We start from the raw sequence: 1,398 nt of genomic DNA, 5'->3' as shown, positions 1-1,398 counted from the left end.
ATCGACGCCCGTGCGCTGGCGCGTTCGGCTGCGACCGAGATGCATTCCGGCTTTCGCGAGGTTCGCTATGGCTGGCCGATGAATTTGCGTCGGCCCAAGGCCCACAAGCCGCTCGACGCCGAGGGCGAGGCGCAACGCGCCCGCATCGAGGCGCTGTGGCGCCAGTGCCGGGAAAAATACGGCAAGGGCGGCCCGTTCCTGTTCGGCCACTTCACCGCGGCCGATGCCATGTATGCGCCTGTCGTCACCCGTTTCGACACCTATGGCGGCACGCTGGCGCCGGATACGCGCGCCTATGTCGACGCCGTGCTGGCAACGCCGGCGATGCGCCACTGGTATGCCGAGGCGGCCAGGGAGACGTGGCCGGAACCCGGTCCGGACGAATAGGATCCAAACGAAAACGCCCCTCGCACCTTTTATCGTGCGGGGGGCGTCTTTGCCATCAACTGTTATTCGATTGCTCTCATGAACTGCTGATGACACCGAATAAATGCGCGTCTGCGCAGATGGTTCCTGGATGCCGGAAAACTTTTCTCAAGTTGGCGCAAGCGCGCTGTTTGGCGTCCGATTTGCCGTCATGCAAGGTTTTTGGCCAGGTGGTTTGGGAGAATTCCGCAGCTGTGGCTTTATGCAAATTTGACAGCGCGCCAAAAGAAGCCTATAAGCAAATCGTCGATATTTGTTTGACTGACTTTTGTTATCCGCGCTTTCGAGCGCGCCTTTGACGAACTTCCCACATCAAAAATCGGGACAAACGAACGTTGTGCATCCGCATGGCGTCGAATGAATATTTGCCATGGAAAGGGTTCGTCATGAGCACCGGCACAGTTAAATGGTTCAACGCCACCAAAGGTTTTGGTTTTATTCAGCCTGACGACGGCTCGGCCGACGTTTTTGTCCACATCTCGGCCGTAGAGCGCGCCGGCATGCGCGACATCGTCGAGGGCCAGAAGCTCGGCTACGAGATGGTCCGCGACAACAAGTCGGGCAAGATGTCCGCCGACCAGTTGAAGGCGGCCTGAAAAAAGAATTCAGCTCTCCCGGTGACCACGGATGTACTGGCACCGGTGAGTGGCGAATTCGGGCGCATGGCCGCGGAGACCTGAGTTTCCACGGCATATCATGCGCATGAGAAGGGCGTTCGTGCATCCCCGGGTGCATCCTTTTTGGATGTCATCTGGTTGCGCGGCGCTCCATGAAGGTCAGGCGGTGCCTGGCCTTTTTCATTTTGCGCGCCTTGCCGCCGAAAGTGCGCTGCGCGCCGGCCTGGACGTGCTAAGGGACGCTCCAGCAATTTGAATTCGCCGCGCGTATTGCTTTGTGCGTGATCCTGACCGAAGACCCGGTCTCGCTCCATCGGCACAGGCTCCTGACAGGAGAAAGATTTGACCACCAGTT

The 1,398-nt window shown here is 58.9% G+C and carries 3 protein-coding genes; 2 read left to right on the top strand and 1 reads right to left on the bottom strand.

Features of this window, described 5'->3' with window-relative positions; translation table 11 throughout:
* Both EN984_RS34705 and EN984_RS34700 read left to right on the top strand, forming a co-directional pair.
* A partial coding sequence (locus EN984_RS34705) for a glutathione S-transferase C-terminal domain-containing protein (RefSeq protein WP_206517566.1) occupies positions 1–387 on the top strand: 387 nt, incomplete at its 5' end.
* A 425-nt stretch (positions 388–812) separates the two neighbouring features.
* Complete coding sequence (locus EN984_RS34700; RefSeq protein WP_010915421.1) at positions 813–1,022, top strand: cold-shock protein; 210 nt, start codon at positions 813–815, stop codon at positions 1,020–1,022.
* Positions 1,023–1,120: 98 nt separating this feature from the next.
* Here the strand turns inward: EN984_RS34700 and EN984_RS38420 are convergent.
* The coding region (locus EN984_RS38420) for a hypothetical protein (protein ID WP_206517565.1) at positions 1,121–1,398 on the bottom strand (278 nt) is incomplete at its 5' end.

The organism is Mesorhizobium sp. M7A.F.Ca.CA.004.12.1.1 (assembly GCF_003997835.1).
GTDB lineage: Bacteria > Pseudomonadota > Alphaproteobacteria > Rhizobiales > Rhizobiaceae > Mesorhizobium.
This window is presented reverse-complemented; position numbering and strand designations above follow the sequence as displayed.